Source organism: Neisseria sp. P0009.S007 (assembly GCF_051962515.1).
This window is the reverse complement of sequence record NZ_JBQCVF010000010.1, coordinates 1-6,546: the sequence shown is the minus strand read 5'-3', so window position 1 is coordinate 6,546 and position 6,546 is coordinate 1. Positions and strand designations below refer to the sequence as shown.

General features: G+C 54.7%; 8 protein-coding genes, 1 other RNA gene and 1 pseudogene. 7 read left to right on the top strand and 3 right to left on the bottom strand.

Annotation, left to right across the window (positions count from 1 at the left end):
* Together ACTHS3_RS02345 and bioH are read right to left on the bottom strand one after the other, a co-directional pair.
* A pseudogene (locus ACTHS3_RS02345) lies at positions 1-188 on the bottom strand (methyltransferase); the annotation flags it as partial.
* 60 nt (positions 189-248) lie between these two features.
* Positions 249-995, bottom strand: a complete 747-nt coding sequence (bioH, locus tag ACTHS3_RS02340; RefSeq protein ID WP_308882017.1) for a pimeloyl-ACP methyl ester esterase BioH — start codon at positions 993-995, stop codon at positions 249-251.
* Here bioH and ACTHS3_RS02335 point away from each other — a divergent pair.
* The 7 genes from ACTHS3_RS02335 (at position 994) to rnpB (ending at position 5,116) form a co-directional block, all read left to right on the top strand.
* Positions 994-1,710, top strand: a complete 717-nt coding sequence (locus tag ACTHS3_RS02335; RefSeq protein WP_440367032.1) for a ComF family protein — start codon at positions 994-996, stop codon at positions 1,708-1,710. The genes bioH and ACTHS3_RS02335 overlap by 2 nt on opposite strands.
* Positions 1,711-1,774: 64 nt before the next feature.
* Entirely contained in the window at positions 1,775-2,239 is a 465-nt protein-coding gene (gene trmL / locus ACTHS3_RS02330) for a tRNA (uridine(34)/cytosine(34)/5-carboxymethylaminomethyluridine(34)-2'-O)-methyltransferase TrmL (RefSeq protein ID WP_049329344.1), read from the top strand.
* Positions 2,240-2,287: 48 nt separating this feature from the next.
* Entirely contained in the window at positions 2,288-3,007 is a 720-nt protein-coding gene (locus ACTHS3_RS02325; protein ID WP_440367030.1) for a septal ring lytic transglycosylase RlpA family protein, read from the top strand.
* A 98-nt stretch (positions 3,008-3,105) separates the two neighbouring features.
* Positions 3,106-3,690 (top strand): Holliday junction branch migration protein RuvA, encoded by a 585-nt coding sequence (gene ruvA, locus ACTHS3_RS02320; protein WP_440367028.1) that lies wholly within the window; start codon positions 3,106-3,108, stop codon positions 3,688-3,690.
* Between the two features lie 13 nt (positions 3,691-3,703).
* The gene (locus ACTHS3_RS02315) at positions 3,704-3,937 is read left to right on the top strand and encodes a methionine-binding protein (RefSeq protein ID WP_070712458.1); all 234 of its coding nucleotides are present in this window, start codon (positions 3,704-3,706) and stop codon (positions 3,935-3,937) included.
* Between the two features lie 53 nt (positions 3,938-3,990).
* Entirely contained in the window at positions 3,991-4,701 is a 711-nt protein-coding gene (locus ACTHS3_RS02310; protein ID WP_440367026.1) for a hypothetical protein, read from the top strand.
* 53 nt (positions 4,702-4,754) lie between these two features.
* An RNA gene (gene rnpB / locus ACTHS3_RS02305) (RNase P RNA component class A) lies at positions 4,755-5,116 on the top strand.
* Between the two features lie 107 nt (positions 5,117-5,223).
* On the opposite strand, the gene mltA is transcribed toward rnpB, so the two are convergent.
* Positions 5,224-6,546, bottom strand: a 1,323-nt coding sequence (gene mltA / locus ACTHS3_RS02300; RefSeq protein WP_440367024.1) for a murein transglycosylase A, incomplete at its 5' end; no start/stop codon positions are given.

Below are 6,546 nucleotides of genomic sequence, written 5' to 3'. Positions count from 1 at the left end.
TCGGCATTCGGATCGTATTCTTCAAACACGGCGTCGGGATAACGCGCGGCCAGCAGGCTGCGGCTGATGTCGGCATCGGCACCAATCAGCATGATACGTTTGGGTGCATTACGGACCAGCTGCAGGCGCTCGTCGGTGTCTTGGGCGAGATGGCGGTGAATCTGCCAGCGTTTGTCTTGTTCGGTCATAGTGGGTCGTGTCAGCGGGCTTTGCCCGACAATATTCTGTTTTTATGGTTGAAGGCTGTTTCAGACGGCCTTTTCGACAAAGTTGCGGTAAATTTCGGCAAATTCGTCGGCATGGCTTAAAAAGGGCGCGTGTGCGGCTTTGTCGATAAGAACCAGCTCACTGTTGCTCAAATGGCGGTGTAAATATTCGCCCATGCGCGGCGGCGTAATGGCGTCTTTCTGTCCAAACACCAGCAGTGACGGCGTCTGAATCAGCGGCAACAGCGGACGCGCGTCGGCATGGTTAACCGCTTCAAGCGCGGCCTGTAAGGCGGAAGGCGTGCCGCAGCGCGCCAAATCGGGCAGCACCCGGTTTAAGATTTCGCCGGAATGGGGTGTGTGCAGCAGTTGCAGTTGTAGAAACTGTTTAATATGTTTGGCATAATCCTGCTGAAATGCGCCGACCATCTTGCCCAAGGCAGGTTGCGCCAAGCCTTCGGGATAATCCGTGTCGGCAGTCAATCGGGCAAAACTTGCCGTCAAGCAGAGCGATTGGATTTTGTCGGGATAAAGCGCGGTCAGATACAGGGCAACCAATCCGCCCAGCGACCAGCCGAGAATGTGTGCCGGCGTGTCGATTTGTCCGGCAAAGGCTTCGGCAACGGCGGCAATATCAAACGGTTCGGCAAAAGGCGCATCGCCGTGTCCGGGCAAATCAAGCGCGCGGACGTCCCAATCGGCAGGCAGGCGCGGTATCAAATCGTCGAATACATGGCGGTTCGCCGCCCAACCGTGTATCAGATAAACTTTTTTGGCGGAGTGTGGCATGAATGTTCTTTCTTGGTGGCGCAATTTGAAACGGCTCAATGCGCGACGTTGCGTATTATGCCACGATTCCGTTTCAGACGGCCTTTGCCGAGGCTGCGCAAACGATTTGACGGAATATTTTATCGACGCGGCACAAAGCTGTCCTTTGTGTTTCCGCCATGTCGCGGGCGGGGCGGTGTGCGGCAGTTGTCAGAAAAAGCCGCCTGCATTTGATAGAATGTGGGCCTCGCTGTATTACGAACCGCCCGTCAGCAGCATGATACGCGAGCTGAAACACTTGGCGGATTTGGGCATGAGCCGTCCGTTGGCGGATTTGATGTGCCAAAACGCACCGGACTGGCTGGCGACGGAACACTTCGATTTCGTCCTGCCCATGCCTTTGAGCAAAGAGCGGCGGCTCAAGCGCGGATTCAACCAAAGCGAGGCGTTGACGGATATTTTGGCAAAACGCTACGGCTGGACGCTGCTGCCGCGACACGCGGTTTTCAGACGGCATGGCGAGCCGCAAAGTACGCTGAAAAGCGACGAGCGTCGGCGAAATATCAAGAATGCATTTAAAATCAAAGCCGAATTGCCGAAGGCGTGTAATATTCTGTTAATTGACGATGTCTTCACCACCGGTTCGACTTTGGACGAATTGGCGAAAACGCTGAAAAAATCAGGCGCAGGTAAGATTTTTTGCTGGAGCTTGGCGCGGCCGCCAATGAAAAAATAGCTTAAAGTTTTTGACACCCATGGAACATTTCGGCATTATGCCACTCTATAAGTGATTGATTTATATGTTTACCATAGTTTTGTACCAACCCGAAATCCCGCCCAATACGGGCAATATCATCCGCCTGTGCGCCAATACCGGTGCTGATCTGCACTTGGTCAAGCCGCTTGGTTTTCCTCTGGATTCGTCCAAAATGAAACGCGCGGGCTTGGATTATCACGAGTTTGCCAAACTGACGGTACATGAGAATTTCGAAGACTGCCTCAAGGCACTTGAAGGCCGCCGCATTTTCGCGCTGACCACCAAAGGCTCTACCCGCCCCGACGAAGTTTCCTTCCGCGAAGGCGACGTGTTGCTGTTTGGCCCCGAAACGCGCGGCCTGCCTGCCGAAGTTCTCGACAGCCTGCCTGCCGGACAAAAAATCCGCCTGCCGATGATGCCCGACAGCAGGAGCATGAATCTTTCCAATACCGTCGCCGTTATTCTGTTTGAAGCATGGCGACAAAACGGTTTTGCCGGCGGCGTATAACAGGCCGTCTGAAACCGCTGCGTTATCAACTCAAGAACGGAACCCGTTTTGACTTTTACCAAAAAAACCCTCCTTTCCTTAGCCGCCGCCACCATCGGCGTCCTTTCCATCAATGCCGCCGTCGCCGACAGCGTGGTCCGAGTCGAAAAACTGCATCCTTCTGCCAACCGCAGTTATAAAGTTGCCGGCAAACGCTACACGCCGCTGACCCAAGTTTCCTCTTTCAGCCAAACCGGCAAAGCCTCATGGTACGGCAACCAATTCCACGGCCGTAAAACTTCCAGCGGCGAGCGTTACAATATGAACGCCCTCTCCGCCGCCCACAAAACCCTCCCTATTCCCAGCTACGCACGCGTAACCAATATGCAAAACGGTAAAAGCGTCATCGTCCGTGTCAACGACCGCGGCCCTTTCCACGGCAACCGCGTCATCGATGTTTCCCGCGCCGCCGCCCAACAATTGGGTTTCATCAACCAAGGCACGGCCAACGTTAAAGTTGAACAAATCATCCCCGGCCAAACCGCCGCTCAAACCATTGTTTCCCCAAACAACAAAGAATTTTTTGTTGATTTGAAATCCTTCGGTACCCAACGCGAAGCACAGGCTTATCTGAACCAAGCCGCACAAAGCCTGCCGTCAGACAGCAAAGTCATGCTGGAAAAACGCAACTACGAATATGTTGTCAAAATGGGTCCGTTCAGCAGCCAAGAACGTGCCGCCGAAGCAGGCGAACGCGCCCGTCATCTGAATCTGGTGTCCGCCATCTGATTTCGTCCGCGTTAGCGCTGAAGTTTGATACAATACAAGGCCGTCTGAAACCCGATTGCAAGGTTTCAGACGGCCTTTTTTAATCACAGGGGAACACCATGATCAGCAGGCTCACAGGCAAATTGATTGAGAAAAATCCGCCGCAGGTCGTTATCGATGTCAACGGCGTCGGTTATGAAGCCGACGTTTCCATGCAGACTTTCTACAGCCTGCCTCCCGTTGGCGAAACCGTCCATCTCTACACCCAGCTTGTCGTCCGCGAAGACGCGCATTTGCTGTTTGGTTTCGCCTCAGCCGAGGAACGCGCCACCTTCCGCCAACTGGTCAAAGTCAGCGGCATCGGTGCCAAAACCGCATTGGGTATCTTGTCAGCCATGAATGCCGACGAGCTGGCGCAAGCAGTCGCCGAAGAAGATGTCAAACGCCTCTCCTCCGCCCCCGGCATCGGCAAAAAAACCGCCGAGCGCATGGTGTTGGAACTGCGCGGCAAACTCGTGTCCCATACCGTTTCAGACGGCCTGTTTGCCCCTGATGCCGTTGCCGACGAAAGCCAAGACATCATCAACACCCTGCTTGCCCTCGGCTACAACGAGCGCGAAGCAAAAGCCGCCACCAAAGGCATTCCCAAAGGCACGGAAGTCGGCGAAGGCGTGCGCCTGGCCTTGAAAAACCTGCTCAAATAAGGCCGTCTGAAACATGAAAACCGCCGTCCTGAGTGCCGCCTTGCTTCTAAGCGCGTGCGTTTATACCGAGACTCCGTACGGGCGCACCGCCGTCTTAGACCTGCCCGTCCACTCGCAAACCACTGTCAACAAAACCGTGACCATCAACGCCCCGCCCGGGACGACCGTCATCTATCAAGACAGCGAACCCGTCCGCAATTACCCGGCCTATCCCGTTTATCCCCGCCGGGTTTATCGTTATCGATAAACAACGCTGACCGTTTGAAACATAGATTCAGACGGCCTGTTGAGAGACCAGCCATGAAATACATCCTTCCCCTGCTTTTACTCCTGAGCGCCTGCACACCGGACACCAAGACCACCACGGATACCGCATCCGCCCCCAAAACACACGGCTTTGCACACCGCCTGACCGAAGGCGAAAAACTGCTGACCCAAGCCCTCATCAAACAAGACCTCGCCGCCTACTTCAAACACGAAACCGGCGGCGCATTTGCCGAACAAGCCCCCTTATTCTCGGCCCAGCAACTTGCCGAACAGAAAAACATCCCCCAAAACGATGCCATCGGCGTTTACGGCAAAATCATCAAAACCCAAGGCCGCACCGCCTGGCTGCAAACCGACAAGCAAACCCTCAAACTCGATTTGGCCGAACCGCTGCAAGAAGCAGAAGGCGAAGTTACCCTTGTCTGCCAACATGAAAACACCGCATTCCAAGACTGCCAAACAGAAGAAAACTTCGCCCGACGCTTTACCGAACAAATCTTCTCGGCGGTCGAGTCCGGACGCGTATCCGCCCAAACAGACGCACCGGCCGAAGAAATCATGGCCGGCCGCCTCATCCCGTTTTTGAGTGCCGCCAGCGACTTTACCGGCAACTTCAAAGCCTGCGCCACCACCATGACCGAATACTGCACCAGCCGCCTGGCACGCGAAATGCCCGAATCCGCAGTCCGCAAAAAAGCACAGGAATTGGGTTTGACCGAAATAGCATTTAAAAAGAAAAAATAAATATTTAGGCCGTCTGAACCCTATGGCGGCTGTGTTATAATCCGCACCTCATACAGGTCGGACAGACAGTCGCCGCGTATCGCGTAAGGCATACGGGGAGGAAAGTCCGGGCTCCACAGAGCAGAATGCCGGCTAACGGCCGGGCGCGGCAACGCGACGGAAAGTGGAACAGAAAGCAATACCGCCGATGATTGCCTTCGGGCAAAACAGGTAAGGGTGAAAAGGTGCGGTAAGAGCGCACCGTGCATTTGGTAACAAAGCGCAGCAGGCTAAACCCCATTCGGAGCAAGACCAAACAGAACGCGATGACGCTGCTCGCCGAGCGTTCGGGTAGGTTGCTTGAGCACACCAGCAATGATGTGCCTAGAGGAATGACTGTCCGCGACAGAACCCGGCTTACCGTCCGAGCTGTATGTCCCCATACCGCGGCAGGTTTTAAAAACCTGCCGCATTTTTATCGAAATAAAAAGGCCGTCTGAAACCTGAATCTTGGTTTCAGACGGCCTTTTTTAAAACCACCGTTTATGGGCGGTATTCCGGTTTCATGCCGTTGGGCAGAAGCTGCCATACATAGCCGGTGGTTTTCATTTTGCCGGCCACTTCGCCTGCTTCGTCGCCATAGCCCCAGAAATAATCCACACGGACCGCGCCTTTGATCGCGCTGCCGGTATCTTGCGCCATAATCAGGCGGTTGAGGGCTTTTTTGGTGATCGGATGGGCAGTGGCGACAAATAACGGTGCGCCAAGCGTGATGTAATGACGGTCGATGGCACCGGCGTATTCGCCCATCAACGGCGTACCCAATGCGCCCACTGGGCCGGAATCGCCGCTGCCGGTCAGCTCGCGGAAGAAAACATAGCTTGGGTTTTGTCCCAAAACTTCGGCAAGGCGGCCGGGGTTTTGCTTCATATAGGCCTTGATGCCCTGCATGCTGGTCTGACCCAGCGGCAGATAGCCTTTGTCCGCCATATAGCGGCCGATGGAAACATACGGATGTTCGTTTTTATCGGCAAATCCGACACGGATGTATTTGCCGGACGGCGTTTTCAGACGGCCTGAACCTTGAATGTGCATAAAGAAAAGTTCGACCGGATCATCTGCATAACCCAAAATCGGCGCTTTGCCGTTAAGCGCGCCGCCGTTGATTTGGCTGCGGGTGTAGTAAGGAACGAAACGGCTGCCTTCAAAACGGCCTTTCAGCGCAGTGCTGCGTGCTGTAATCGGGAATCTGGACAAGTCGGCCGTATATGTGCCGCTGTTGTCGATGACGCCGCTGTTTGGGCCGGTTTGGCGGATGCGGACGGTGGCTTTGCTGCCCTTCAAGTTTGCAGCCAGCGGAACGGAAACAAAATCGTTCGGAATGCCGTAAATAGGGAAACGGGATTGGCTCGTGGATTTGTCGTCGCCGGGCAGGACCGGTTCGTAATAGCCGGTAATGGTGCCGGCAGGATTGCCGCCGTTATCGACGCGCCATGCGGTGAAATAGCGCTCAAAAAAGTGCTTGGCTTGGAAATGGTGCACCGGCGTTTGCATGGCTTGGATACAAACGTCCTGCCAGCCTTGGCGGTTTTTAAGTTTTTCACAGCCTAAACGGAAAGACTGCAGGCTTTTGGTAAAGTGTTGGAGGTCCCAGTGCGGCAATTCGTTGTAGGAAACTACGGTGTAGTTTGCTCCTCCCCCGCTCACTATCGTACCGACGGGATCGGGCGTACCGGTGGGGCGGTCGGGGCCTTTGATAACGCTGGTGTCGGTTTCGGGAAGGTTTTTAATGCTTTTGCTCGGACAGGCGGCAAGAATGGCCGCGGCAATGCTGACGAGCGTAATGCGGTACAAATGTTTTTTCAT

Excerpts from the sequence above, each read along its gene's own strand:
- ACTHS3_RS02335 (WP_440367032.1), top strand. The coding sequence starts at position 994 with ATGAATGTTCTTTCTTGGTGGCGCAATTTGAAACGGCTCAATGCGCGA.
- bioH (WP_308882017.1), bottom strand. The coding sequence starts at position 995 with ATGCCACACTCCGCCAAAAAAGTTTATCTGATACACGGTTGGGCGGCG.
- trmL (WP_049329344.1), top strand. The coding sequence starts at position 1,775 with ATGTTTACCATAGTTTTGTACCAACCCGAAATCCCGCCCAATACGGGC.
- ruvA (WP_440367028.1), top strand. The coding sequence starts at position 3,106 with ATGATCAGCAGGCTCACAGGCAAATTGATTGAGAAAAATCCGCCGCAG.
- ACTHS3_RS02315 (WP_070712458.1), top strand. The coding sequence starts at position 3,704 with ATGAAAACCGCCGTCCTGAGTGCCGCCTTGCTTCTAAGCGCGTGCGTT.
- ACTHS3_RS02310 (WP_440367026.1), top strand. The coding sequence starts at position 3,991 with ATGAAATACATCCTTCCCCTGCTTTTACTCCTGAGCGCCTGCACACCG.